Origin of the sequence: Roseateles aquae, assembly GCF_032337115.1 — a bacterium.
Lineage (GTDB): Bacteria > Pseudomonadota > Gammaproteobacteria > Burkholderiales > Burkholderiaceae_C > Roseateles_C > Roseateles_C aquae.
Map to the genome: position 1 here is coordinate 225,166 of NZ_JAVXZY010000001.1, position 24,196 is coordinate 249,361.

General features: G+C 65.5%; 20 protein-coding genes. 16 read left to right on the forward strand and 4 right to left on the reverse strand.

Going from position 1 to position 24,196, the window contains the following annotated elements:
* Window positions 1-98 precede the first annotated feature (98 nt).
* Together RQP53_RS01040 and pmbA are read right to left on the reverse strand one after the other, a co-directional pair.
* The gene (locus tag RQP53_RS01040) at window positions 99-1,181 is read right to left on the reverse strand and encodes a TRAP transporter substrate-binding protein (RefSeq protein ID WP_315648096.1); all 1,083 of its coding nucleotides are present in this window, start codon (window positions 1,179-1,181) and stop codon (window positions 99-101) included.
* A 201-nt stretch (window positions 1,182-1,382) separates the two neighbouring features.
* Window positions 1,383-2,771, reverse strand: a complete 1,389-nt coding sequence (gene pmbA / locus RQP53_RS01045) for a metalloprotease PmbA (RefSeq protein ID WP_315648097.1) — start codon at window positions 2,769-2,771, stop codon at window positions 1,383-1,385.
* A gap of 131 nt (window positions 2,772-2,902) precedes the next feature.
* On the opposite strand from pmbA, the gene yjgA reads away from it, so the two are divergent.
* The gene (yjgA, locus tag RQP53_RS01050) at window positions 2,903-3,487 is read left to right on the forward strand and encodes a ribosome biogenesis factor YjgA (RefSeq protein ID WP_315648099.1); all 585 of its coding nucleotides are present in this window, start codon (window positions 2,903-2,905) and stop codon (window positions 3,485-3,487) included.
* Window positions 3,480-4,097 carry a molybdopterin adenylyltransferase gene (gene mog / locus RQP53_RS01055; RefSeq protein WP_315648102.1) on the forward strand — a complete coding sequence of 206 codons (618 nt, stop codon included), beginning with the start codon at window positions 3,480-3,482 and terminating at the stop codon, window positions 4,095-4,097. Before yjgA ends, mog begins: the two co-directional genes overlap by 8 nt.
* Window positions 4,098-4,105: 8 nt before the next feature.
* Here mog and cysE read toward each other — a convergent pair whose 3' ends face one another.
* Both cysE and RQP53_RS01065 read right to left on the reverse strand, forming a co-directional pair.
* Window positions 4,106-4,873, reverse strand: a complete 768-nt coding sequence (cysE, locus tag RQP53_RS01060; protein ID WP_315648103.1) for a serine O-acetyltransferase — start codon at window positions 4,871-4,873, stop codon at window positions 4,106-4,108.
* A gap of 64 nt (window positions 4,874-4,937) precedes the next feature.
* Window positions 4,938-5,675 carry an RNA methyltransferase gene (locus tag RQP53_RS01065; RefSeq protein WP_315648104.1) on the reverse strand — a complete coding sequence of 246 codons (738 nt, stop codon included), beginning with the start codon at window positions 5,673-5,675 and terminating at the stop codon, window positions 4,938-4,940.
* Window positions 5,676-5,796: 121 nt separating this feature from the next.
* Between RQP53_RS01065 and RQP53_RS01070 the strand changes: the two genes are divergently transcribed.
* The 14 genes from RQP53_RS01070 to RQP53_RS01135 all read left to right on the forward strand — a co-directional run bounded on the left by RQP53_RS01070 (window position 5,797) and on the right by RQP53_RS01135 (window position 24,195).
* The gene (locus tag RQP53_RS01070) at window positions 5,797-6,747 is read left to right on the forward strand and encodes an inositol monophosphatase family protein (protein ID WP_315648105.1); all 951 of its coding nucleotides are present in this window, start codon (window positions 5,797-5,799) and stop codon (window positions 6,745-6,747) included.
* A 455-nt stretch (window positions 6,748-7,202) separates the two neighbouring features.
* Entirely contained in the window at window positions 7,203-7,391 is a 189-nt protein-coding gene (locus RQP53_RS01075; RefSeq protein ID WP_315648106.1) for a DUF6229 family protein, read from the forward strand.
* 154 nt (window positions 7,392-7,545) lie between these two features.
* On the forward strand, window positions 7,546-10,404 hold the full coding sequence (locus tag RQP53_RS01080) for a type 2 lanthipeptide synthetase LanM family protein (protein ID WP_315648108.1): 2,859 nt from the start codon (window positions 7,546-7,548) through the stop codon (window positions 10,402-10,404).
* A gap of 75 nt (window positions 10,405-10,479) precedes the next feature.
* Complete coding sequence (locus tag RQP53_RS01085) at window positions 10,480-12,495, forward strand: ATP-binding cassette domain-containing protein (protein ID WP_315648109.1); 2,016 nt, start codon at window positions 10,480-10,482, stop codon at window positions 12,493-12,495.
* Between the two features lie 99 nt (window positions 12,496-12,594).
* Window positions 12,595-15,198 (forward strand): DNA mismatch repair protein MutS, encoded by a 2,604-nt coding sequence (mutS, locus tag RQP53_RS01090; protein ID WP_315648110.1) that lies wholly within the window; start codon window positions 12,595-12,597, stop codon window positions 15,196-15,198.
* Window positions 15,195-16,082 (forward strand): alpha/beta hydrolase, encoded by an 888-nt coding sequence (locus RQP53_RS01095; RefSeq protein ID WP_315648111.1) that lies wholly within the window; start codon window positions 15,195-15,197, stop codon window positions 16,080-16,082. The genes mutS and RQP53_RS01095 overlap by 4 nt, the downstream gene beginning before the upstream one ends.
* A gap of 84 nt (window positions 16,083-16,166) precedes the next feature.
* Window positions 16,167-17,813, forward strand: coding sequence for a CTP synthase (gene pyrG, locus RQP53_RS01100; protein WP_315648112.1), 1,647 nt, complete (start codon window positions 16,167-16,169; stop codon window positions 17,811-17,813).
* A 34-nt stretch (window positions 17,814-17,847) separates the two neighbouring features.
* Window positions 17,848-18,705: a 3-deoxy-8-phosphooctulonate synthase gene (kdsA, locus tag RQP53_RS01105; protein WP_315648114.1), complete on the forward strand. Its 858-nt coding sequence runs from the start codon at window positions 17,848-17,850 to the stop codon at window positions 18,703-18,705.
* Between the two features lie 59 nt (window positions 18,706-18,764).
* Window positions 18,765-19,055: a DUF1330 domain-containing protein gene (locus tag RQP53_RS01110; protein WP_315648115.1), complete on the forward strand. Its 291-nt coding sequence runs from the start codon at window positions 18,765-18,767 to the stop codon at window positions 19,053-19,055.
* 100 nt (window positions 19,056-19,155) lie between these two features.
* On the forward strand, window positions 19,156-20,442 hold the full coding sequence (eno, locus tag RQP53_RS01115) for a phosphopyruvate hydratase (protein WP_315648116.1): 1,287 nt from the start codon (window positions 19,156-19,158) through the stop codon (window positions 20,440-20,442).
* A gap of 92 nt (window positions 20,443-20,534) precedes the next feature.
* Window positions 20,535-20,804, forward strand: coding sequence for a cell division protein FtsB (ftsB, locus tag RQP53_RS01120; RefSeq protein ID WP_315648118.1), 270 nt, complete (start codon window positions 20,535-20,537; stop codon window positions 20,802-20,804).
* Between the two features lie 69 nt (window positions 20,805-20,873).
* On the forward strand, window positions 20,874-21,530 hold the full coding sequence (pnuC, locus tag RQP53_RS01125; protein ID WP_315648119.1) for a nicotinamide riboside transporter PnuC: 657 nt from the start codon (window positions 20,874-20,876) through the stop codon (window positions 21,528-21,530).
* Window positions 21,531-21,549: 19 nt separating this feature from the next.
* Window positions 21,550-22,221, forward strand: coding sequence for an AAA family ATPase (locus RQP53_RS01130; protein WP_315648120.1), 672 nt, complete (start codon window positions 21,550-21,552; stop codon window positions 22,219-22,221).
* Between the two features lie 246 nt (window positions 22,222-22,467).
* On the forward strand, window positions 22,468-24,195 hold the full coding sequence (locus tag RQP53_RS01135) for a bifunctional metallophosphatase/5'-nucleotidase (RefSeq protein WP_315648121.1): 1,728 nt from the start codon (window positions 22,468-22,470) through the stop codon (window positions 24,193-24,195).
* The last annotated feature ends 1 nt before the right edge of the window (window position 24,196 follow it).

The window sequence follows — 24,196 nt, forward strand, 5'->3', positions numbered from 1 at the left end:
CGTCGGTCGCCCGAGGGTTGAAACGTTAAGACAGGAAAAAGCCCGGCAGGCCATGTGCAGCCAACCGGGCTTGAAGCGAGGGGATCAGGTCGAGCTGATCAGAGCTTTTGCGCTTGCATGAAATCGTCAAAACCCGCCTCAGCGAAACGGAACCACAGGTTCTGCTCGCGGCGGAACTTGGCGAAGTCCTCGTAGACCTTCTTCCAGTTCTGGTTCTTCGCCGACAGCTCGCTGTACAACGCCTGTGATTCCTTGAATGCCGCATCCATCACGTCCTTGGGCATGCGGAACAGCTTGGTGCCGCTTGCCACCAACTGGCGCAGCGCATCGGGGTTCTTGGCATCGTACTTGGCCTGCATATCGATATGCGCTGCCGCTGTGGCCGCCTCGACGATCGCCTTGTACTCGCTGCTCAGCGCCTCATAGGCCTTGGTGTTGATGAAGAAGTCGAGCTGCGGGCCACCCTCCCACCAGGCCGGATAGGCGTAGAACGGTGCCACCTTGTTGAAGCCCAGCTTCTGATCGTCATATGGGCCGACCCACTCCGCCGCGTCGATGGTGCCCTTTTCCAGCGCCTGGTAGATCTCGCCACCAGGAATGTTTTGCGGCACCCCGCCAATGCGCTCCAGCACGCGACCAGCGAAACCGCCGATGCGCATCTTCTGACCCTTGATGTCGGCCAGGCTCTTCACTTCCTTGCGATACCAGCCGCCCATTTGCGCGCCGGTATTGCCGCCGAGGAAGTTGATGATGTTGTAGTTGCGATAGAACTCACGCATCAGCTTCAGGCCATTGCCTTCAACCATCCACGCCGTGTTTTGGCGACTGTTCAGGCCGAAGGGAATGGCGCAGCCGAGTGCAAAGGTCTCGTCCTTGCCGAAGAAGTAGTAAGGAGCCGTGTGGGCAATCTCAACCGTGCCTTCCTTGACGGCGTCGACGACGCCGAACGGTGGCATCAACTCGCCACCGGCATGCACCGAGATCTGGAACTTGCCGCCGGTCATCTCGCCAACCTTCTTGGCGAAGACATCAGCGGCACCGAAGATGGTGTCCAGCGACTTCGGGAAACTCGAGGCCAGGCGCCAGCGGATATTCGCCTGCGCGTGGACAACGGCCGGCGCAACGCCAGCGGCCAGAACGCCAGCCAGACCGGCCTGGCGAACGAAGGAACGACGTTCCATGTGGAGACTCCTTGGATGGTATTGCACAGAGAGGCAAAACGATTCTAGAAGTGCACCAAGCACGCGCTCCGAGTGAAAACCCGGCAGCCCATGCACCGACGAACCAGCATTCGCCCCATGCCAGGGTGCCGGCGTCGCCAAACTGTCTGCCAGCTTACAAAACCTGCCACCCGTGCTCGACACTGTGCACGGGCTAACGACTCAACTGCCCGCCAGCTTCATTCTGCCGATCAGCACCGATCCGACCGTTTTGCTGCCAAAGGTATAGCGGTCGGTGCCGATGCCGATGATGTCCTGAAACATCTGCGGCAGGGTGCCGGCAATGGTGACCTCATGGACCGGGTAAGCGATCTCGCCGTTCTCCACCCAGTAGCCACTGGCGCCACGCGAATAGTCGCCGGTCACGTAGTTGACGCCCTGCCCCATCAGCTCGGTCACGAAGAGGCCGGTGCCCAGGCGCTTGAGCATGGTGTTGAGATCGTCACCAGGTGCCGTCAGCCGGCTGCTCATATGCAGATTGTGCGAGCCGCCGGCATGGCCGGTGGTGCGCAGGCCAAGCTTGCGCGCCGAATAAGTCGACAGGAAATAGCCTTGCAGCACACCAGCCTCGACAACGCTGCGCGGTCGGGTCACAACACCCTCGTCATCAAACGGTGTGCTGCCCTTGCCCTTGAGCTCATGCGGGTCTTCGCGTACGTCGATGTGCGAAGCCAGCACCGGCTTGCCCAGGCTGTCGACCAGGAAGCTGGCCTTGCGGTACAGCGCACCACCGCTGGTGGCCTGCACCAGCGCGCCGAGCAGTCCGGCGGCCACCGTGCTTTCAAACAGCACCGGCACCTCGGCCGTCTTGACCTTGCGCGCCTTCAGGCGCGACAGCGCGCGCTCGGCGGCATAGCGGCCAATGCTCTCCGGCGAGGCCAGCTCGCCGGCATCGCGCATCGAGCTGTACCAGGCGTCGCGCTGCATGCCGGCGCCACGGCCGGCGATGGGTGCGACCGACACCGAATGACGCGAGCTGGCATAGCCGCCGATGAAGCCGCGTGTGTTGCCGGCGACGAAATGCGATTGCTGCGCCGACACGGCAGCACCCTCTGAATTGCTGATGCGCTTGTCTACCGCAAAAGCCGCCGCTTCGCAGCGCAGCGCCAGTTGGGCAGCGCCAGCGGCATCGAGATCCCAAGGGTGGAACAGGTCCAGCTCGGGCCGGCTGGCGGCGTCGAGGGACAGGTCTTGCTCATCGGGCAGGCCGGCCACCGGATCTTCGGCGGTGAAGCGTGCGATGTCGAAGGCAGCACGCACGGTGTCTTTCAGCGCTTGGGACGAGAAGTCCGAGGTACTTGCATTGCCGCGGCGCTGGCCGAGATAGACGGAGATGCCCAAGGACTTGTCGCGGTTGCGCTCGACGTTTTCCAGCTCGCCGCGGCGCACCGAGACCGACAGGCCGCAGCCCTCGGACACCTCGGCGCCGGCATCGCTGGCGCCCAGGCGCTTGGCCTCGGTCAGCACCTCGTCGACGAGCTGGCGGAAATGTTCCTGGCTGTAGGCGAAACCATGCACGGCGTTGTCGGACTGGCGGGGGCTTTGCGTCATGTCGGTGGGCTGCTCTAGCTGTTCAGCAAATTCGTCTGCCGGGCGAACCCGGGTCGGGCGACTATCATACGGGGCTGTGCATGTGCACAGCGCCCGCGTCGCGACATCAGGCCGATAAACGCTAGAACACCATGCCCTACCCCCAAGAAGAACCGTTTGGCGACGACGAATTCGACCGCCCCAGCAAGAGCCAGAAGAAGCGCGAGATGCACGATCTGCAATCGCTGGGCGAAGACCTGCTGACCCTGCCGGCCAGCCGCCTGAAGCCGCTGGATCTGCCCGAGATCCTGGCCGATGCGATTGCCGATGCGAAGAAGATCAGCAATTTCGAAGGCCGTCGCCGCCAGATGCAGTACATCGGCAAGCTGATGCGCAAGGTCGATCCCGAGCCGCTGCGCCAGGCAGTGGCCGATTTCAAGCTCGGCCGCGCCCAGGACAGCCTGACCCTGCATCAGAGCGAACGCTGGCGCGAGCGCTTGCTGGCCGAAGACGAGGCGCTGCAGGCCTTCATCGCCGAGCACCCCGGCGTCGATGTACAGCAGCTGCGCAGCCTCGTGCGCGCCGCGCGCAAGGATGCGGCAGCGGCGCCCGAGCAACGCAGCGGCCGGGCGTTTCGCGAGCTGTTCCAGTTCATCAAGGCCGAGGCCAAGCGCATCGAGGGCGAAGACGCCAGTGCTGTCACGAAAGACGCCGATGACGAGGGCGACGATGAGTGAGCCGGCCTTCGAGGCGGTGCGCATCGGCATCGTCTCGATCAGCGACCGCGCCTCTAGCGGCGTCTATGAGGACAAGGGCCTGCCGGCGCTGCAAGCCTGGCTGAGCGGAGCGCTGCACAACCCGATCCACTTTGAGTCGCGACTGATTCCCGATGAACGAGCCCTGATCGCCGCCACGCTGCGCGAACTGATCGACACGGCGGGCTGTCATCTCGTGCTGACCACCGGTGGCACCGGGCCGGCGCTGCGCGATGTCACCCCGGAAGCCACGCTCGACGTCGCTGATCGCGAGATGCCCGGTTTTGGCGAGCAGATGCGGCAGATCTCGCTGCGCTTTGTGCCCACCGCCATCCTGTCGCGGCAGGTCGCGGTGATCCGGGGTCAGGCCTTGATCATCAACCTGCCCGGCCAACCCAAGGCGATCGCCGAAACGCTGGAAGGCCTGAAGTCCGCGGACGGGGAGCTCCTGGTGCCCGGCATCTTTGCCGCCGTGCCTTACTGCATCGACCTGATCGGCGGCCCCTATCTGGAAACGCGTGACGAGGTGCTCAAGGCCTTCCGGCCAAAATCGGCCCAGCGGCCCTCGGCTGCCAAGCCAACAAGCGCCTGAGCACTCGGCTATTTGACCAGCCGGCTCAGCCTGGCGGCGTCGAAAGGCTCACCCTGCTGCGCGTCGTCGGGCACGCAGTCGCGGCGTTCGCCCTCGCTGAGCTTGGCCACCGCCTGCCACAGCAAGGCAATCTGGTGCTCGTGCAGGCTGGCGTTGTCGATCAAACCCTTCATCGCCAGCGCCACCGGGTCGTCGCCCTGGGTCACGCCGTAGGCCGAGAAGCCCATTCGCGCGGCAACTTGCTCGCGCTCGGCATCGGCCTGTGCCTCGATGACGCGCGCCGGGTTGCCGACTGCCGTGGCACCGGCCGGCACCGGCTTGGTCACCACCGCGCCTGAACCAATACGCGCGCCGGCGCCGACGGTAAAGCCGCCCAGCACACAGGCATTGGCGCCGACGATCACGCCAGCCTCCAGCGTCGGATGGCGCTTGGCGCCCTTGACCAGCGAGGTACCGCCCAGCGTCACACCCTGGTAGATCGTGCAGCCCTCGCCAATCTCGGCCATCTCGCCGATGACGATGCCCATGCCGTGGTCGATGAAAACCCGGCGGGCAATCGTTGCACCTGGGTGTATCTCGATGCCGGTGAGAAATCGAGCCCAGTGCGAGATGAAGCGACCCAGCCAGCGCAGGCCATGCCTCCAGCACCAGTGGGCCCAGCGATGCATCATCAAGGCATGCAGGCCCGGGTAACAGGTCAGCACCTCCCAGGCCGAGCGGGCGGCGGGGTCGCGCTCAAGAATCAGGGCAATGTCTTCGCGAAGGCGCAGGAACATGGGGCAAGCGATGGCCCAGCATGGGGCCAAGAGGCATAGGGGTCAGGCAGTTTAGCGGCGGCTTTCAATCTTCGCTGGCGGCGTGCTTGACCATGCTGCGCGCGATGCCACGCAGGATGTGCACCTCCTCCACGGTCAGCTGGGCGCGATTGAATAGCTGATTCAGGCGCGGCATCAGTTTCTTCGGCGCGGCCGGGTCCAGGTGGCCGATGGTCTCCAGCGAGGCCTGCAAATGCGTCAGCAGGCCTTGTACCGCTTGCGCGTCGGCCAGCCGTGGATCGGTCGTGCGCGCGGCGACCTCAAAGCCGCCCAGGGCCTGGCGCCAGTCATAGGCCAGCAGTTGCACGGCCTGGGCGAGGTTGAGCGATCCGTAATCGGGATGGGTGGGAATCGACAGCACCGCATGGCAGCGGTAGACGTCCTCGTTGGCCATGCCGTAGCGCTCAGAGCCGAACACCAGGGCCAGCTTGTGAGCTTGCCCCGCCAGCTCGGCGAAGAGCGCCCTGGGCTCGCGGGTGGGCGGGCCGAAATCGCGTGGCGTCATGGCGGTAGCGCAGGCAAAGGTCACGCCGTCCAGCGCTTCTTCCAGTGTTTCAACGATGCGGGCGCGGGCCAGGATGTCGGCGGCGCCGCTGGCCATGGCCACCGTTTCTTCCTGGCACAGCACATCGGCAAAGCGGGGCTTGACCAAGACCAAATCCGAGAAGCCCATCACCTTCATCGCCCTGGCAGTGGCGCCGACATTGCCCGGGTGGCTGGTCTGAATCAGAACAAAACGTGTGGAATCCACATTGGCGACCATGGGCGACTCGGTTAAAATGCTCGATTATCCGCGCTAGGCCCACGCTCACCCTGTGAGACACGGGCAGTGCCACCGCTCTTTACATCCGCCAGTCCACCTCTAACGTTTGCAGGTTCAACGCATGACGCAAGCTTCGCTCCATCCCATGCTCAACGTCGCCATCAAGGCGGCGCGCGCGGCAGGTTCCATCATCAACCGCGCCTCGCTGGACCTCGACATCCTGAAGATCAACACCAAGTCGCCCAATGACTTCGTGACCGAGGTGGACCAGGCCGCTGAGCAGGTGATCATCGAGACGCTGCTGCAGGCCTACCCCGACCACGCCATCCTGGCCGAAGAGTCGGGCCGCACGCACGGTGCCAAGCATTCCGAATTCCAATGGATCATCGACCCGCTCGATGGCACCACCAATTTCATCCACGGACTGCCGGTCTACTGCGTGTCGATCGCGCTGGCGCATCGCGGCATCGTGCAGCAGGCGGTCGTCTACGACCCGACCCGCAATGACCTGTTCTATGCCACCCGTGGCCGCGGCGCGTTCCTGAACGACCGCCGCCTGCGCGTGTCCAAGCGCACCCGGATGGGCGATGCATTGATCGGCACCGGCTTCCCCTTCCGCCGTGGCGACAATTTCAAGCGCTATATGAAGATCTTTGAAGAGGTCTCGCAGCAGTGCGCCGGCCTGCGTCGTCCCGGTGCCGCCGCGCTGGACCTCTGCTACGTGGCTGCAGGCTATTACGATGCCTTCTTCGAGACCGGTCTGAACCCCTGGGACATCGCTGCCGGCTCGCTGATCATCACCGAGGCTGGCGGATTGGTGGGCAACTTCACCGGTGAATCCGACTTCATGCACCAGCGTGAAATCGTCGCTGGCAGTCCGCGCATCTATGGCCAGCTGGTGCAGATTCTGGCTCCCTACACCCGCGTCATCAAGGCCGACGACGAAGCAGCCGCCGAAGCCCAGCCGGCCAAACCCAGCGCTGCCGATGTGCTGGCAGGCGCCGCTGAAGCCGCGCCCAAGAAACGTGCCGCGGTGCGTATCAAGAAGACAGCTGGCGACCAGCAGGTCTGAGCGCGGCACCATCGTCCGCCTCTTCGCGTACCAGACAGTCCCCTTTCGGGGGCTTTTTTTTTGCGCCTGCATGACGCACCATTTAAGCGTTAACAGATGCGCGGCCAGCGCAATTCGATGTAAGCGCTTGTATCTTCCCGGCCCGTTCCGTGCAAACGAGGCGCGTTGCTTTTGCGCGCTGCCCACCCTGTCAGGTCTTACAGGTTTTGTGCGCAGACCCGCCAATCCCCCATGCCGCCAGTCATGAGTCAAGGGATTGCCCCGAGTTCGGCCACACCCCTGGGCCATTAGCCTGCGGCCACCCTGTGACGAAAACCCGCCTACCCCGGCGCAAGAAGCAGGCTGTTATGCAGGTGCCACGGCACAGGTGTTCGGCTTGTCGATTGCATGCTCCATAGGGATGCAAGGTTGCACGCTCACAAGGTCATCAACCTCAACCTGTAAAGGAGTTTCGTATGACTGAAATCACCAGCGCCCTGCTGCAAGTCGAACAATGGCTGCAAGACGAATCCGCCGCCAACCCGGCCGGCCCGCTGTTCTCCGGTGGCGTCTACAGCGAAGCTGAAATCGCTGGCGATGTCTCGCGCGAAACCCGCGCCGGCTGCTCGAGCTGCTCCGGCTCGCGCACCATTCAGTGCTGCTAAGCCACTGAGAAGCCGCGGCGCCGCCCTTGCGGCGTGCACCGCGGCTTTTTGACTCGTCTGACGACGAGTGCCGTCAGACGGCCATCAGCGCCAAGCGCTGATTGATGCCCGCCATACGCTCCGCTGCGAGCCTGCCAGATACCGAGTCCTCCCCATGCAGCAAGCCCCCGACTTCGTGCCCTGTCTCGAGCGCTGGATCACGCCGGCCATCAGCCTCCTCGGCCAACGCTTGCAGGCCCAGAACGGCCTCGACGATCACGAGCGGCCGATCATCCTCGACGCGGCACGCCTGCACCTCGAACAGCAGTTGCACAGCAAGGTCGCGCGAACATTGGTGCTGGACATCAATGCGCTGCGCGTGCAGGGGCGCCTGCAGGCCGACGGCGCCGAGGCTCGCTGGGACGAATACCTGCAGATCGCCGCCAGCCCGGCCCACTGGCAGACGCTGGGCGCCCAGTACCCAACGCTGCTGGAACGGCTGCAATGGATCGTCGATCACAAGCTCGCCTTCATTGAACGTGTCGCGGCGCACTTTGCCACCGACCGTGAGCGGCTGGCCGATTTGCTGGGGCAAGCCAGCGGCGCACTGCTGGCAGTCGAATGGGCCAAGGGCGACAGCCACAACGGCGGCGCTGGCGTGGCCCTGATCCGCTGTACAGGTGGCACCGTGGTCTACAAGCCAAGGCCGCTGAATACCGATATCGCGCTGGCTGGGTTCCTTGATGTCGCGCTCGCCGAGGTGCCGGTACACCGCCGCGTACGCGTGCCTGCCGTGCTCGATCGTGGCAGCTACGGCTGGAGCGCCTTTGTCGAACACCGCCATGCCAATGGTGAGCAGGAGTTGAAGGACTTCTATCGCAATATGGGCCACTGGCTGGCCATCATGCGGCTGCTCGGCGGCACCGATTTCCACGGCGAGAACGTCATCGCCCAGGGCTGCCTGCCCATCATCGTCGACTGCGAAACACTGTTCTGCCCGCGCACCGAGCTGAAGCCTTCCGGCTTTGGCGAGGCCATCGATCGCGCCGACGAAGCGCTCTTTGCCTCACTGATGAAGACCGGCTTGCTGCCCGGTCGCGGCGCCTCGCTGGGCTGGCGCGGCGTTGACAACTCCGGCATGGGCAATATCCGCCAGCAACAGCCGCGTATCAGTGTGCCGACCTTGGTCGACGCCGGCCGCGACACCGTCAAGCTCGGTCAGGCCATGGTCGAGGTCGAGATCGCCAAAAACCATCCCTGCGAAGAACCGATGCTGGAGCGCTACTGGGGCCAGGTGCTGGAGGGCTACGACGAGATCACCGCACGGCTCCGAGCCATGCATCAAAGCGGCGGGCTCGCGCCACTGCTGGATGCGTTCAAGCCTTGCCATGTGCGCCTGGTGCCGCGCGCCACCGAGGTCTATGCTGAGCTGGTACGCATGCTCTGGCACCCGATTTCACTGGCCGACGAGGGCCAGGCGCGCGTCCGTGCCCGCGCTCTGCTGGGCCGCGCCGCCGCGGTCATTTCGACCGCGCCGTCCGACCCCAAGGTGATCGAGGCCGAAATCGACGACATGCTGCGCGGCGACATCCCCTATTTCCACAGCACCGCCGGGCACGGCCAGATGCAGGGCCCTGGTGGCACGCACTGGCTGCCCGTCTGCGATCTGGTCCAGCACTGCCTGGACGACTGGCTGAACTCAGACCAGGTGCTGGACCGTGACATCATCAAGGGCTCGCTGCTCAGTGCCTATCTGAACGATGGCTGGATGCCCAGCGAGATCTCCTTCCGAGTCGCCTCGCCGTCGAGCGACGATCTTGATGCCCGGCGGCGCCGCTGGGCCCGAGAGATCGTCGAGCGCTTCATCAGCACGGCGATTCGCGGCCGCGATGGCAGCGTGACCTGGATCGCGCCAACGCTCGGCGCCACCGGCTGGGGCATACAGGCGATCGACCAGAACCTCTACGGCGGCAATGCCGGCGTGGCCTTGTTCCTGGCTGCCTATCAGACGGAAGCCGCTGCGGGCCGCGCCGATGCGGTGCCCGGCGTCACGCCCCTGCTCGATGCCGTCTTGCAGACGATGAAGCAAGGCCTGTACCGCCAGGTCGAGCTGCAACGCGCCGCCGGCAAGGTGCGGCCACACCAGCCCGGCGCCTACCTCGGCATTGGCTCGCAGATTTGGGGCTGGCTGAAGCTGGAGGCGCTGGGCGTGGCCAAGCCCTATGCGCTGGAATGCGCGGCTCTGGTGGCCGAGTACATGCAGGGCTCGATCGAGGCCGACCAAACCTACGACATCCTGGCCGGCGCGGCCGGTGCCATTCCCGCGCTGCTCGCCTTGGCGCAGCGCAGCGGCCAGGCCGCCCATCTGGACCTGGCCCGTGCCGCCGGCGATCACCTGCTGGCCGCCGCACGGCGCAGCGAGGGCCGCGCCTGCTGGCCCACAGCGCCGGCGCCCGAGGGCATGGGCGGCTTTGGCCACGGCGCAGCCGGTATTGGCTGGGCACTGCTGAAACTGCACCAGGGCTGCGGCGAAGCACGATTCTTCGACGGCGCCCGCGAAGCGCTGGCCTTTGAGGAATCGCTGTTCGATCCGGCCGACGCCAACTGGCGCGACCTGCGCCATCTGGATGGCGTCAATTGCTCGACCGCCTGGTGCCACGGCGCCGTCGGCAACGGCCTGGCCTATCTGGATCTGGTGCCGCTGCTGGGCGAAGAACTGGTGCGCCAACGGGTACGCCAGGCCGCTGGCGTCAGTCACCGGCTGGGCCTGGGCTGGAACCATTGCGCCTGCCACGGCGACGCCAGCGTGCTGGAGCTGCTGCAGGAAGCGGCCGATCGCGGGCTGGCGCCCAGAGGCGTCAGCCGCGACAGTGCGCTGGCCGAGCTGCTGTCCAGCCTGGATGCACATGGCAGCCGCTGCGGCATCACCAACGAGGTATTCTCGCCCTCGCTGATGACCGGCCCGGGCGGCATTGCCTACCAGCTGCTGCGCGCCCACCCGGATGCCGAGCTGCCCTCCTTTGTTCGCCCCTAGTCACCCGGCGCATTCATTCAACCGGCCCGCTCAACGCGCCGTTCAACCCGTCTACCAACCGGCATCAAGCTGACCATGACTGCGCGCCCGGCCAACGCTGCTGACGCCAAGCCCGATGCCGGCGGCGACCCCTTCATCGCCACCGAGAACCCCTATTGGGAGCTGGGCCCCGACAGCGGCGGCCTCGACAGCTATCGCGCCTTTTTCCGCCGCGTCGGCCGCGCGCTGCCGGCCGTGTTGGCCCTGCTGCGGCGTGCCAGCGGGAGCCGCCTGCTGGCTTTGTTGGGCTGCCAACTGGCGGCCGGCTCGCTCTGGGCCTACAGCCTGGTGCTGGGAGCCCGGCTGATAGAAAGCCTGCTGCGCACACCTCAGGCACTGTCAGCACCGCTGCTGCCTCTCGATGGACAGGTGCCCCAGCCACTCGCACTGACGCTGCTGAGTCTGATCGCAGCCTATCTGGCCAAGCTCGGCATCGACGCGCTGGCCGAGCATTTGCGCGCCCGACTCAGCCCGACGCTGATCGCGCTGGCCGAGCAGGATTTTGTCGATGCGTGCCTGCGGGCACCGTTGCAGCGCTTCGACGATCCTGACTTCGTCGACCGGATGCACCGGGCCCGCGACCGCGGCCTGCACTATGTCGAGAGTGTTGTCGATCAGGCGGTGGCACTGTCGGCGGCATTGATGGGCTTGCTGTCCGGCGTCGCGGCACTGGCAATGCTGCATCTGGCGCTGCTGCCCGTGTTGCTGCTGTGCCTGCTGCCCCAGGCCTGGAGTTCGGCCCGGGCGCTGCTGTGCGTACAAAGCCATTGGGATCACAGCATGGCGCTGTCGCGGCAATCCTGGATGCTGCAGGAACTGGCCAGCCAGGCCGAGCCGGCAGCTGAATTGCGTTCGCTGCAGATGGAGGGCTTGCTCAGCCAGCGGCATCGCCAGGTCGGTGAGGCGTTGCGCACCAGCCTGAGCCGACTGAAAAGCGCTGTCGCCCGCACCCGCGCCTGGGGCGCCGTGCTCAGCGGCATCGCCCAAGGCCTGGCCTATCTCTGGCTGCTGCTGCTGGTGCAGCGCGGCGTGCTCGGCCCAGGTCTGGCTGGTGCCGCTGCCCTGGGCCTGCGCGCCAGCCTCGACGCCGTCGGCCGGCTCGTCCAGGCGCTCGATCAGATGGCCGAGAAAGCGCTTTACCTCGATGATTTCTTTGCCTTTGTTCAGCAGAGCCAGGCCGAGGCCAAGGCCCGCGGTCCAGCGCTGCCGCCGGCCCAAGCGCCGCAATGCATCAGCCTGCATGGGCTTGGCTTTGCCTATGCCGGTGCCCCAGAGCGGCCCGTGTTGCAAGACATCGAACTCAGCATTCGACGTGGCACGACGGTGGCACTGGTCGGTGAGAACGGCTCCGGCAAATCGACACTGGCCAAGCTGCTGGCCGGGCTCTATGTACCGAGCCAGGGCAGCATCTGCTGGGATGGCGTCGATTGCCAACTGCTCGACCTGCAGAGCCGGCTGGCGCAGACCATGATTGTTCAGCAGCATCCGCTGCGCTGGCCCTACAGCGCCGAGCAGAATGTGCGGCTCGGTCGCATCGACGCCGAAGCGCTGGATCCGGCAGAGGCTGACCAGCGGCTGCAGGCCGCCGCGGTTCGCGCCCAGGCCGACGCCGTCATCGCGCAGTTGCCGCAGCGCTGGCAGACGCTGCTGAACCGGCTGTTCAAGGGCGGCTTGGAGCTCTCGGCTGGCCAGTGGCAGCGTCTGGCGGTCGCGCGTGGCCTCTATCGCGATGCGCCGCTGATGATCTGGGACGAGCCCACGGCCCCATTGGATGCACGCGCCGAAGCCGCCGTCTACGAAAGCCTGGCCAGCCTGCGCCGCCAGCGCACCGTGGTGCTGATCAGCCACCGCCTGGCCAGTGTGCGTGGCGCCGACATGATCTTCTTCCTGCGTCAGGGCCGCATCACCGAGCGCGGCACCCATCAACAGCTGATGGCGCTGAATGGTGATTACGCCCAGCTCTACCAGTTGCAGCTGCGCCTGACGGAAGCCGCCGACGATGCCGGGCAGACGCCGGCACCTGCAGAGCCGGAGCAGCGCGCCGCTGCCTGAACCCGCTGGGCAATGCCCTTAAACTCGCCCCGTTCTCTCGAATCAACGACAAAGCCCTCTTGCCGAGGGCTTTGTCCTTCCCGCCCTCTCCGTCCTTCAATGAACGCTAGCCCTGCAGTGCCGGATTTCTCGGCCCATACCCCCGTGATGGCGCAATACCTGCGCATCAAGCACCAGCATCCGGACGATTTGGTGTTTTTCCGCATGGGCGACTTCTACGAGGTGTTCTTCGACGACGCCCGCAAGGCCAATGCGCTGCTGGACATCACGCTGACCACCCGCGGCCAAAGCGCCGGTGAGCCGGTGGTGATGGCCGGTGTGCCGGTGCATGCGCTGGAGTCTTACCTGGCCAAGCTGATCAAGCTGGGCGAGGCGGTGGCGATTGCCGAACAGGTGGGCGATGTGGCCACGGCCAAGGGCCCGGTCGAACGCAAGGTGGTGCGGGTCGTCACGCCCGGCACCGTCACCGATACCGAGTTGCTGGCCGACAAGCAGGACTCCATCCTGCTGGCCGTCGTCCATCAGGGCAAGACGCTGGGCCTGGCCTGGCTGTCGCTGACGCAGGGCCAGCTGGGCCTGGCCGAGTGCAGCGAGCGCGAGCTGCCGTCCTGGCTGGCACGGCTGTCGCCGGCCGAGGTGCTGGTCGACCGCGAACGCCAGCCCGCCGGTGTGCTGGCCGCCCGGCTGCCCATCACCAACCGCCCCGGCTGGCAGTTCGACAGCGCACTCGGTGCGCGCAAGCTTTGCGAACAGCTGGGTGTCGCCAGCCTGCAAGGCCTGAACGCGCAGGAGCTGAAGAGCGCCCATGCCGCCGCCGCCGCCCTGCTCAGCTATGCCGAGCACACCCAGGGTCGGGCGCTGGCTCATGTGAAGACCCTGCAGGTGCAGCGCAGCAGCGATCTGCTTGATCTGCCGCCGGCCACCCAGCGCAATCTGGAGCTGACGGTCACGCTGCGTGGCGAGACCGCTCCGACGCTGCTGTCGGTACTGGACAGCTGCCGCACCGGCATGGGCAGCCGGGCGCTGCGCCACTGGCTGCTGCACCCGCGCCGCGACCGCGCCGAAGCAACGGCCCGCCACGAGGCCATTGCCGCCCTGCTCGCTCACGGCGGCGAGGCCTTGCGCGATGGCCTGCGCCATGTGTCCGACGTCGAGCGCATCGCTGCCCGGGTCGCGCTGCGCCAGGTGCGCCCGCGCGAGCTGGCCGGCCTGCGCGCCACGCTGCAGATCCTGCCCCAGCTGCAGGCCACGCTGCCACGCGGGGCCTGCGTGCTGCTCGATCAGCTGGCCGCCGGGCTGCTGGCCTCGCCGCATCTGGAGGAACTGCTCAGCCGCGCCATTGCCGAAGAGCCGGCGGTGCTGTTGCGTGATGGCGGCGTGATTGCCAGCGGCTTCGATGCCGAGCTGGACGAACTGCGCGCGATCAGCCAGAACTGCGACACCTTCCTGCTTGATCTGGAGACCCGCGAGCGCGCGCGAACCGGCATTGCCAATCTGCGCGTGCAGTTCAACAAGGTGCATGGCTTCTACATCGAAGTCACCCAGGGCCAGGTCGACAAGGTGCCAATGGACTACCAGCGCCGCCAGACGCTGAAGAATGCCGAGCGCTACATCACGCCGGAGCTGAAGGCCTTTGAGGACAAGGCGCTGTCGGCCCAGGAGCGCTCGCTGGCGCGCGAGAAGCTGCTCTACGAGGCCGTCGTCGATCAGTTGATCGAGGACCTGCAAGCGCTGACGCAGCTCGGCCGCTCGCTGGCCAGCCTGGACGCGCTGGCCGCACTGGCCGAGCGCGCCGGCACGCTGAACTGGTGCCGCCCCGAGTTCGTGCCCCAACCCTGCATCGACATCACGGCGGGCCGGCATCCGGTGGTCGAGATGCGCTTGCGCGAGACCGGCGCCGGCGAGTTCATGGCCAATGATTGCCGGCTCGATGCGCGGACGCGGATGCAGGTCATCACCGGCCCGAATATGGGCGGCAAGAGCACCTTCATGCGCCAGGTGGCGCTGATCAGCCTGCTGGCGGCCATCGGCTCCTATGTGCCGGCCGGCGCCTGCCGGCTCGGGCCCATGGACGCCATCCACACCCGCATCGGCGCGGCCGACGATCTGGCCAATGCGCAGTCCACCTTCATGCTGGAGATGACCGAGGCCGCGGCCATCCTGCACGGCGCGACCGAGCAGTCGCTGGTGCTGATGGACGAGATCGGCCGCGGCACCTCGACCTTCGACGGCCTGGCGTTGGCCGGCGCCATCGCCAGCCATCTGCACGACAAGTGCCGCGCCTTCACGCTGTTTGCCACCCACTACTTCGAGCTGACCGAGTTCCCGAGCAAGCACAGCCAGGCCGTCAATATGCATGTGGCAGCGGCCGAGAGCGGCGACGACATCGTCTTCCTGCACGAGATCCAAGCCGGCCCGGCCAGCCGCAGCTATGGCGTGCAGGTGGCACGGCTGGCAGGCATGCCGGCCTCGCTGGTGCGCCAGGCCCGCGCCACGCTGGAAGCGCTGGAAGCCAAGGCCAGCGCCAGCGAGGCGCAGATCGACCTGTTCGCCGCGCCGCCCGAGCCCCAGCTTGTCGCCGAGGCGACCAGCCCGGCGCTGGATGCGCTGCATGATCTGGACCCGGATGCGCTGAGCCCACGCGAGGCGCTGGATGCGCTCTACAAGCTCAAGGCCATGGCCAAGATCAGCCGCCCTGCATGAACACCGCCCCGTCGCAGGCGAACGCCGCCCCATTCCCAACGCCGACGCCGACGCCAACCATCGTCTTCTCGCACGCCAACGGCTTTCCGGCCGGCTGCTACCGGCTGCATTTCGAGGCCTGGCGGCGTGCCGGCTGGCAGGTCCATGCGCTGCCGCGCATCGGCCATGACCCGCGTTATCCGGTCAGCAGCAACTGGCCCCATCTGCGCGACGAACTGATCGCCTTCATCACCGAACAGGTGCAGCCACAGATGGCGGTGCCGGGTCCGGTGATGCTGGTCGGCCATTCGCTGGGTGGCATGTTGAGCCTCTTGGTCGCCTGCCGCCGGCCCGAGCTGGTCAGCGGCCTGGTGCTGCTGGACTCGCCGGTGGTCAGCGGCTGGCGTGCTCACAGCGTGCAGGTGATGAAGAGCGCACGGCTGATCCATCGTTTCTCGCCCGGCAAGGTCTCCAGCCAGCGGCGCCACCAATGGCCCAACCGGGCGGCAGTGCTGGAACATTTCGCCAGCAAGCACAAGTTCGCTCGCTGGGACCCGCGTGTGCTGGCCGACTACGTGGACTGTGGCTTCGATGAGCGCGACGGCGCCGTCCAGCTCGGCTTCAAGCGCGAGGTCGAGACCCGCATCTACAACACCCTGCCCCACCATCTGGAGCGCCTGCTGAAGCGCCACCCGCCGCAATGCCCGCTGGCCTTTGTCGGCGGCACTCAGTCCGACGAGCTGCGCCAGGCCGGTGCGGCCGCCTCCAAGGCACTGGCCCGGCACAACTTCCACTGGATGGAAGGCAGCCACCTCTACCCCTTCGAGCGCCCCGACGACACCGCGGCCCTGGTGCTGCAACTGCTGCAAACGCTGCAGGCCGAAGCCGCACTGTCAGCGAGATAAAGCCAGCGAGCTGAAGCAGCCTCCACGGCATCGCTATAATCGCGCTTTACCATCACAGCGTTCTTGCACCGGACGCTGCAAGACATGACCAAGTTCGTCTTCGTCACAGGCGGTGTGGTGTCCTCACTCGGCAAGGGCATCGCATCGGCCTCACTGGCTGCCATCCTCGAATCGCGCGGCCTCAAAGTCACCCTCATCAAGCTGGATCCGTACATCAACGTCGATCCAGGCACGATGTCCCCCTTCCAGCACGGCGAGGTTTTCGTCACCGACGACGGTGCCGAGACCGATCTGGACCTGGGTCACTACGAGCGCTTCATCACCACGCGGATGAAGAAGAGCAACAACTTCACCACTGGCCAGATCTACAAGTCGGTGCTGGAGAAGGAGCGCCGTGGCGACTATCTGGGCAAGACCGTGCAGGTGATTCCGCACATCACCAACGAGATTCAGGATTTCGTCCGCCGCGGTGCCGGTGTCGGCACGCCGGAAGAAGTTGATGTGGCCATCGTTGAAATCGGCGGCACCGTTGGCGACATCGAATCGCTGCCCTTCCTGGAAGCGGCTCGCCAGATGAGCCTGCGCGCCGGCCCGACCAACACCGCCTTCGTGCACCTGACCTATGTGCCCTGGATCGCGGCTGCCGGCGAGCTGAAGACCAAGCCGACCCAGCACACGGTGCAGAAGCTGCGCGAGATCGGCGTTCAGCCGGACGCGCTGCTGTGCCGCGCCGACCGCCGCATTCCCGACGACGAGCGCGAGAAGATCTCGCTGTTCACCAATGTGCCCGAGTACGGTGTCATCTCGATGTGGGATGTGAACACCATCTACAAGGTGCCGCGCATGCTGCACGAGCAGGGTCTGGACCAGCTGATCTGCACCAAGCTGCAGCTCAACACCAAGTCCACCGATCTGAAGCGCTGGGACAGCCTGGTCTACGAGGTCGAGAACCCCAAGACCGAAGTCACCATCGCCATGTGCGGCAAGTACACCGATCTGTCAGACTCGTACAAGTCGCTCAACGAGGCGCTGCGCCACGCCGGCATCCACAACCATGCCCGCGTCAATATCGAGTACATCGATTCCGAGCTGCTGGAGCGCGAGAACATCTCGCAGCTGGCCAAGTTTGACGCCATCCTGGTGCCAGGCGGCTTCGGCAAGCGCGGTGTCGAAGGCAAGATCCTTGCCGCCCAATACGCCCGTGAGCACAAGCTGCCCTACCTGGGCATCTGCCTGGGCATGCAGGTCGCCACGATCGAGTACGCCCGCCACATGGCTGGCCTCGATGGTGCCAACTCGACCGAGTTTGATGCCGACGCACCGCACAAGGTGATCGCGCTGATCGACGAATGGCAGGACGCCGACGGCTCGATCCAGAAGCGCGACGAGAAGAGCGATCTGGGCGGCACCATGCGCCTGGGTGCGCAGAGCTCGGACGTCAAGCCCGGCACGTTGGCCCACGACATCTATGGACCGGTCGTCACCGAACGCCATCGCCACCGCTACGAAGCCAACGAGCACTACCTCGACCGCCTGCAGCAGGCCGGCCTGGTGATCTCGGCGATCACCCAGCGCGAAAAGCTGACCGAAATGGTCGAGCTGCCGCGCGAGGTGCACCCCTGGTATGTCGGCGTGCAGTTCCACCCCGAGTTCAAGTCGACACCCTGGGATGGTCATCCGCTGTTCACCGCCTTCATCAAGGCGGCACTGAACCATAAGCAAGCCGCCTGAACCCCGCTCTCGCGCCACTGAAGGAACCCAGTCCATGAAGCTCTGCGGCTTTGATGTCGGTCTCGACAAGCCTTTCTTTCTGATCGCGGGCACCTGCTCGATCGAAAGCCAGGAGCTCTCGATCGAGGTCGCGGGTCAGCTCAAGGAAGCTTGCCTTGCCCTCGGCATTCCGCTGATCTACAAGGGCTCGTTCGACAAGGCCAACCGCTCGTCTGGCGGCAGCAAGCGGGGCGTTGGCATTGACGCCGGGCTGAAGATCCTGGACGAAGTGCGTCGTCAGCTGCAGCTGCCCATCCTGACCGACGTCCATGACGAAGCCCAGGTTGAACCGGTGGCCAGCGTTGTTGATGTGCTGCAGACGCCGGCCTTCCTGTGCCGCCAGACCGATTTCATCCGTGCAGTGGCCAAGTCGGGCAAGCCGGTGAACATCAAGAAAGGCCAGTTCCTGGCGCCCTGGGACATGAAGAACGTCATCGACAAGGCCCGGGAAGCCGCGCGCGAGGCCGGCCTGTCCGAGGACCGCTTCCTGGCCTGCGAACGCGGCGTGAGCTTTGGCTACAACAACCTCGTTGCCGATATGTGCAGCCTGGCCGAGATGCGCAAGAGCGGCGCGCCGGTGGTGTTTGACGTCACCCACTCGGTGCAGAAGCCTGGTGGTCAAGGCGCCACCAGCGGCGGCGCCCGTGAGATGGTGCCGGTGCTGGCGCGTGCCGGCGTTGGCGTGGGTGTGGCGGGCCTCTTCATGGAAACCCACCCTCGCCCTGCCGAAGCCTGGTCCGATGGCCCGAACGCCGTTCCCCTAAACCGCATGCGGTCGCTGCTTGAGCAACTCGTGGCGCTGGACCGCGTGGTCAAGAGCCAGCCGCTGCTTGAGAACGACTTCTCCGCCTGAGCCAGAAAATACCGGCGCGGTCCTTCACAGGTCGCGCCGCTTCTTCATCAAGGATGCACATGCCCGCCGCCTACGTGATCGCCGACGTCACCGTCACCAATCCCGAGCAGATGGCCAAGTACCGCGAATGGAGCACCAAGGCGATGCAGGAGCATGGCGCCGAGATCCTGGTGCGCGGCGGGGCGATCGAAGTGCTGGAAGGCGACTGGCAGCCCACGCGCCTGGTGCTGCTGCGCTTTGCCGACCACGCGACGGCCCGTGCCTTCTACGATTCAGAGACCTACCAGCATGCCCGCAGCCTGCGTGAAAACGCCGGCGTGATGCGCATGCTGATTGTTGATGGGGTGTGAACACAGCCCCGTCGACGATTGTTCAGCGCGCGTAACTCTTTGCTGGCAACATGCGCGCCGAACGTAACAAAGTTACCAACTTCCTATCGGAGACTCCTCAATGAGCGCCATTGTTGACATCGTCGGACGCGAAATCCTGGACAGCCGCGGCAACCCCACCGTGGAATGTGATGTGCTGCTGGAATCGGGTGTGATGGGCCGCGCCGCTGTGCCCAGCGGCGCCTCGACCGGCTCGCGCGAAGCCATCGAACTGCGTGACGGCGACAAGAGCCGTTACCTGGGCAAGGGTGTGCTCAAGGCCGTTGAGCACATCAACACCGAGATTTCCGAGGCCGTGCTCGGCCTGGACGCCTCCGAGCAGGCCTTCCTGGACAAGACCCTGATCGACCTGGACGGCACCGAGAACAAGAGCCGCCTGGGCGCCAATGCGATGCTGGCCGTCTCGATGGCCGTGGCCCGCGCCGCTGCCGAAGAATCTGGCCTGCCGCTGTATCGCTACTTCGGTGGCATGGGCGGCCTGCAGCTGCCGGTGCCGATGATGAACGTCATCAACGGCGGCGCCCACGCCAACAACAGCCTTGACCTGCAAGAGCTGATGATCATCCCCGTGGGCGCACCGAGCTTCCGCGAAGCCCTGCGCTGGGGCGCCGAGGTCTTCCATGCGCTGAAGAAGATCCTGCACGACAAGGGCATCTCCACCGCCGTTGGTGACGAAGGCGGCTTCGCCCCCAGCGTCGAGAGCCACGAGGCTGCGATCCAGCTGATCCTGCAAGCGATCGACAAGGCTGGCTACACCGCCGGTGAACAGATCGCCCTGGGTCTGGACTGCGCTGCCAGCGAGTTCTACAAGGACGGCAAGTACGTGCTCGAAGGCGAAGGCGGCATCCAGCTGACGGCCCAGGAATGGACCTCGATGCTGGCCAGCTGGGTCGACAAGTACCCCATCATCTCGATCGAAGACGGCATGGCCGAAGGCGATTGGGACGGCTGGAAGCATCTGACCGAAGCGCTGGGCCAGAAGGTGCAGCTGGTGGGCGACGATCTGTTCGTCACCAACACCAAGATCCTGAAGGAAGGCATCGACAAGGGCATTGCCAACTCGATCCTGATCAAGATCAACCAGATCGGCACCTTGACCGAGACCTTCGCCGCCATCGAAATGGCCAAGCGCGCCGGCTACACCGCCGTGATCTCGCACCGCTCCGGCGAAACCGAAGACTCGACCATTTCTGATATCGCCGTCGGCCTGAACGCCGGCCAGATCAAGACCGGTTCGCTGTCGCGCTCGGACCGCATGGCCAAGTACAACCAGCTGCTGCGCATCGAAGAAGACCTGGGCGATGTCGCCTACTACCCCGGCCGTTCGGCGTTCTACAACCTGAAGTAAGGCCAGTGCGCCAGCCCGCTTGCGGGTTGGCCCCAGTGCCCGATGGCGAGGACGCCTTTCGACAGCATCCGCAAAGCCGCTAAACTGCGCGCGTGAAAGTCCTCGCCATCATCCTCAGCGCCTTCTTGATTGCCATTCAGGCACAGCTCTGGTTCGGCAAGGGCGGCCTGGCCCGTGGCGTTCAGCTGCGCGCCCAATTGCAGACTCAGCAGCAGGCCAATGCCGAAGCCAGCGCGCGCAATGCGCAGCTGCAGGCCGAGTTGCGCGATCTGCGTGAGGGCCTGGAGATGGTCGAAGAAAAGGCGCGGATGGAGCTCGGCATGATCAAGCCGGACGAGATCTACGTTCAGCTGCGCCACTGACCCCGCATGCGTTTCTTCCCGCCCGCTTGACGCCAGCGGCGCCTCTGCCTCCCAAGACCTCTCCCCACCATGGACGCGCTGCTGAGCTGGCTGCAACCGCTATTCCTGCCGGCCTTCGAGCTGCTTGGCAGCCCCATCACCTGGCTGGAAGTACTGGCCTTTGTGCTGGCCGTCTGGATGGTGATCTGCAATATGCGCGTGCAGGTCCTGGCCTGGCCGCTGGCGCTGATCAGCTCCCTGCTCTACTTCCTGCTGTTCTGGAGCGGCAAGCTTTATGGCGAAGCCTCGCTTCAACTCCTGTTTGCCGCGCTGGCGCTGTGGGGCTGGTGGCAGTGGTTGCGTGGGCGCACTGCCGAGGGTCAGGTCTTGCGCGTGCGCAGCCTGAGTCAACGTGGCCGCTGGCTGGCGGCCGCCGCCACGCTGGCTCTCTGGCCTGTGCTGGGCCTGTTTCTGCAGAAGGTCACGGATTCCACTCTGCCCTTCTGGGATGCCTTCCCCACCATCGCCAGCCTGCTGGGCCAATGGCTGCTGGGCCGCAAGTACCAGGAGAACTGGCCGGTCTGGATCATCGTCAACGTCGCCAGCGTGGCGCTGTTTGCGATCAAGGGCTACTGGCTGACGGTCTTGCTTTACGCCGTCTTTGTGCCGATGTCCATGGCCGGCTGGAGAGCCTGGCTGCAGCAGATGCGGGGCGGATTTGGCGCTGCCGCGGGCAACACCGCTTGAGCCTCGGCGTCGTGTGTCGATGAGCGCACTGCGCATCGCCCTGCTGGGCGCCGAGAGTACCGGCAAGAGCCACATGGCCCTGAGCCTGCAGCAGCATTTGCAAACCCAGACCGGGCTGCGGGTGGCTCGCGTCGATGAATGGCTGCGTGAATGGTGCGATCGTGAGCAACGCACACCGCGGCCGGACGAACAGGCCGCCATCGCGGCCGAGCAAGCCCGTCGCATCGATGCCGCCAGCCAGCAGGCGGATCTCGTGATCTGCGACACCACGCCCTTGATGACTGCCATCTACAGCGAGCTGTTGTTCAACGATATGTCGTTAAACGCCGCCGCCCTGGCGTTTCAGCAGCGCTGTAGCTTGACGTTGTTGATGGCGCTGGATTTGCCTTGGGTGGACGATGGGCTGCAGCGCGACGGCCCGCAGGTCCAGCAGCCGGTCGACGCCCTGCTTCGCCGCCATCTGCGCCAGGGCGGTCTGCAATGGAGTGTGGTCGCCGGCCAGGGAGAGGCACGCGTGAACGCGGCGCTGGACGCCATCACCCCATTGGTCCAGCCGCTGCAGCCGCCACGTGCGGGCCTGTTCTCGCGCTTGATGGAGCGGCAAAGCAGCCTCGGCGAGGCGCGGCTGATTTGCGAGTTCTGCGACGTGCCGGAATGCGAGCATGCCCTACGTCGATCCGGGGCAGCCTGAACAGCGCTTCTGCAGCCGAAATGTGCCGTCGCAGGCATCAGCGTGCAGCACAGACAAACTGAACTGCATCCTCTCGAGGGCTCTACAGGCCCAAGCCGTGCCCATCGCTGATCCTTCCTATTGACGCCAGCATCCACAGTCCTCAGACTTCGGCAAACAGCACGCAAACGTTTGGCAGTTCGCTGCGTGGGCTGCGACACGGGCACCCATTGACACACCGATTGCCGATCTCCACATAACCCAGCCATGACACCCACGCCCCAGCCTGAGCCTCAAGCCCGCCGATGCATCCGCACTGCATTCAGGCGTGCGCTGGCTGCCACACTCGCCCTGCCCTTGCTGGCCTGCAGCAGCCTGCCCGCCAGCGATGCCACAGGCGCCCGGCCAGCAGCGCCGCCGGTCTCGCTCAAGCTGCTGGCCATCAATGACTTCCACGGCAATCTGAAGCCGCCGTCCGGCGGCATCCAGATCCGCGATCCTCTGCACCCGGACAAGAACTTGACGGTGGACGCCGGCGGCGCCGAGTACCTGGCCACGGCCGCCCGCGAATTGCGCGCCGCCCATCCCAACCACGTGTTCGTGGCCGCCGGCGATCTGGTCGGCGGCAGCCCCTTGCTGTCCGCCATGTTCAATGACGAACCCAGCGTTGAATCGTTGAGCCTGATGGGCCTCGAACTGAGCGCCGTCGGCAATCACGAATTCGACCAAGGCCTGGCCGAGTTGCTGCGCAAGCAGCACGGCGGCTGTCATCCGAGCAAGGGATGCAGTGGCGCTCAGCCCTTCAAGGGCGCGGCCTACCAGTACCTGGCTGCCAGCACCTGGGACGAAAGCACCGGCAAGACCATTTTTCCGGCCTACAAGATTCGCCATTTTGAAGGCGTGCCGGTCGCCTTCATCGGCCTGGCCTTGAAGGGCACGCCGGACATCGTCATTCCGAGCGCCGTTCGCGGCCTGCGCTTTGATGACGAGGCCGAGACCGTCAACCGCCTGGTGCCGGAGTTGCGTGCCCAGGGCGTGAACACCATCGTGCTGCTGATCCATGAGGGCGGGTTTCCCGAGGGCGACTACAACGAGTGCCCCGGCATCTCCGGCCCCATCGTCGACATCGTCAAGCGGCTGGATCGCGCCGTGGGTGTCGTCGTCAGTGGCCATACGCATCGCGCCTACAACTGTGTGATCGACCAGCGCCTCGTCACCAGCGGCGACAAATATGGCACCGTAATCACCGACATCGATCTGCAACTGGACCGCCAGAGCGGCAAGCTGCTCTCGGCCCGTGCCAACAACACCCTGGTGCGCAATGACCGCTATGCGAAAGACGCGGCCCAGGCCGCGCTGATCGCCGGCTACGAGCAGCTGTCGCAAGTGCAGACCGGGCGCATTGTCGGCCATATCAGCGAGAGCTTCAGCCGCGATGAATGGGCCGGGCCCAGCGGTGCCACCACCATGGGTCAGTTGGTTGCCGATGCCCAGCTGGCGGCCACTGCCGACGACGCCCAGATCGCCATCACCAATATCGGCGGCATCCGCGCCGGCCTGCCCAAACAGGGCGACGGCGCGATCACCTTTGGTGAGGTGTTCACCGCACAGCCCTTCAGCAACCAGCTGGTGACGATCACGCTGAGCGGCAGCCAATTGCTGGCGGTACTGGAGCAGCAGTGGAGCGGCCAACCCAAGTTCAGGCCGCTGCAGTTCTCGCAAGGCTTCAGCTATGCCTGGGATGCCGCGCGCCCCGTGGGTCAGCGTGTCGTTGCCGAATCGGTGCGCATCCGGGGTCAGGTCTTGCGTCCGGAGGCGCGCTATCGGGTCACCATCAACAACTTCCTGTTCAACGGTGGCGATGGCTTCAAGGCCTTCAGCGCGGGCACCGAGCCGCGCATGGGCATGATGGACAGCGAGGCGTTGGTGCAGCTGCTGCAGTCACAACCGCTGACACGGCCCAGCGCGCTGGACCGCGTCGTGCGCCGCAACTGAT

Bases quoted from the DNA above. Each gene is read 5' to 3' on its own strand.
- RQP53_RS01040 (WP_315648096.1), bottom strand. From the start codon at position 1,181: ATGGAACGTCGTTCCTTCGTTCGCCAGGCCGGTCTGGCTGGCGTTCTG.
- pmbA (WP_315648097.1), bottom strand. From the start codon at position 2,771: ATGACGCAAAGCCCCCGCCAGTCCGACAACGCCGTGCATGGTTTCGCC.
- yjgA (WP_315648099.1), top strand. From the start codon at position 2,903: ATGCCCTACCCCCAAGAAGAACCGTTTGGCGACGACGAATTCGACCGC.
- mog (WP_315648102.1), top strand. From the start codon at position 3,480: ATGAGTGAGCCGGCCTTCGAGGCGGTGCGCATCGGCATCGTCTCGATC.
- cysE (WP_315648103.1), bottom strand. From the start codon at position 4,873: ATGTTCCTGCGCCTTCGCGAAGACATTGCCCTGATTCTTGAGCGCGAC.
- RQP53_RS01065 (WP_315648104.1), bottom strand. From the start codon at position 5,675: ATGGTCGCCAATGTGGATTCCACACGTTTTGTTCTGATTCAGACCAGC.
- RQP53_RS01070 (WP_315648105.1), top strand. From the start codon at position 5,797: ATGACGCAAGCTTCGCTCCATCCCATGCTCAACGTCGCCATCAAGGCG.
- RQP53_RS01075 (WP_315648106.1), top strand. From the start codon at position 7,203: ATGACTGAAATCACCAGCGCCCTGCTGCAAGTCGAACAATGGCTGCAA.
- RQP53_RS01080 (WP_315648108.1), top strand. From the start codon at position 7,546: ATGCAGCAAGCCCCCGACTTCGTGCCCTGTCTCGAGCGCTGGATCACG.
- RQP53_RS01085 (WP_315648109.1), top strand. From the start codon at position 10,480: ATGACTGCGCGCCCGGCCAACGCTGCTGACGCCAAGCCCGATGCCGGC.
- mutS (WP_315648110.1), top strand. From the start codon at position 12,595: ATGAACGCTAGCCCTGCAGTGCCGGATTTCTCGGCCCATACCCCCGTG.
- RQP53_RS01095 (WP_315648111.1), top strand. From the start codon at position 15,195: ATGAACACCGCCCCGTCGCAGGCGAACGCCGCCCCATTCCCAACGCCG.
- pyrG (WP_315648112.1), top strand. From the start codon at position 16,167: ATGACCAAGTTCGTCTTCGTCACAGGCGGTGTGGTGTCCTCACTCGGC.
- kdsA (WP_315648114.1), top strand. From the start codon at position 17,848: ATGAAGCTCTGCGGCTTTGATGTCGGTCTCGACAAGCCTTTCTTTCTG.
- RQP53_RS01110 (WP_315648115.1), top strand. From the start codon at position 18,765: ATGCCCGCCGCCTACGTGATCGCCGACGTCACCGTCACCAATCCCGAG.
- eno (WP_315648116.1), top strand. From the start codon at position 19,156: ATGAGCGCCATTGTTGACATCGTCGGACGCGAAATCCTGGACAGCCGC.
- pnuC (WP_315648119.1), top strand. From the start codon at position 20,874: ATGGACGCGCTGCTGAGCTGGCTGCAACCGCTATTCCTGCCGGCCTTC.
- RQP53_RS01130 (WP_315648120.1), top strand. From the start codon at position 21,550: ATGAGCGCACTGCGCATCGCCCTGCTGGGCGCCGAGAGTACCGGCAAG.
- RQP53_RS01135 (WP_315648121.1), top strand. From the start codon at position 22,468: ATGACACCCACGCCCCAGCCTGAGCCTCAAGCCCGCCGATGCATCCGC.